A 1,086-nucleotide genomic window follows, 5' to 3' on the forward strand; every position below is an offset into this window, starting at 1 on the left:
TAGCTAGTGGCAACACGAGCAATCCAACAGATTCAGGAACGGTAACGATCACAGATAATGACACCCCAGCGATGAGCGTTGGTGATGTAACCATCGCAGAAGACGGCGGAAGCGTCTCGGTACCAGTGAGCATTGACAATCCAAGCTCAGTAGATACAGTAGTATCCATCACGACAACCGATAACAGTGCAACTGATCCAAATGATTATACCACCACAACGGTAACTGCAACGATTCTAGCGGGACAAACAACGGTGAACGTTAGTATTCCAATTACCGATGATACAGTTGGAGAGCCAACCGAGGACTTTACAGTTGCTGGAACAGTTGCTAGTGGCAACACAAGCAATCCAACAGATAGTGGAACGGTAACAATTACTGATAATGATACCCCAGCGATGAGTGTTGGTGATGTAACCATCGCAGAAGACGGCGGAAGCGTCTCGGTACCAGTGAGTATTGACAATCCAAGCTCAGTAGATACAGTAGTATCGATCACAACGACTGATAACAGTGCAACTGATCCAAATGATTATACCACGACCACAGTTACTGCAACCATTCCAGCAGGACAAACGACCGTGAACGTTAGTATTCCAATTACCGATGATACAACTGGAGAACCAACCGAAGACTTTACAGTTACAGGTAGCGTTGCTAGTGGAAACACAAGCAATCCAACAGATTCAGGAACGGTAACGATCACTGATAACGACACCCCAGCGATGAGCGTTGGTGATGTAACCATCGCAGAAGACGGCGGAAGCGTCTCGGTACCAGTGAGCATTGACAATCCAAGCAGTGTAGATACAGTGGTATCCATCACTACGACCGATAACAGTGCCACCGATCCAAATGATTATACAACCACAACGGTAACTGCAACCATTCCAGCGGGACAAACAACGGTAAACGTTAGTATTCCAATTACCGATGATGTAGTTGGAGAACCAACCGAAGACTTTACAGTTACTGGAACAGTAGCTAGTGGCAACACGAGCAATCCAACAGATTCAGGAACGGTAACGATCACAGATAATGATACCCCAGCGATGAGCGTTGGTGATGTAACCATCGCAGAAGACG

The 1,086-nt window shown here is 46.6% G+C and carries 1 protein-coding gene; it reads left to right on the top strand.

Annotated features, from left to right (window positions below):
* Positions 1-1,086, top strand: a 1,086-nt coding sequence (locus tag H2O64_RS23905; RefSeq protein WP_215907214.1) for a Calx-beta domain-containing protein, incomplete at both ends; no start/stop codon positions are given.

This window comes from Kordia aestuariivivens (genome assembly GCF_014397005.1).
Lineage (GTDB): Bacteria > Bacteroidota > Bacteroidia > Flavobacteriales > Flavobacteriaceae > Kordia > Kordia aestuariivivens.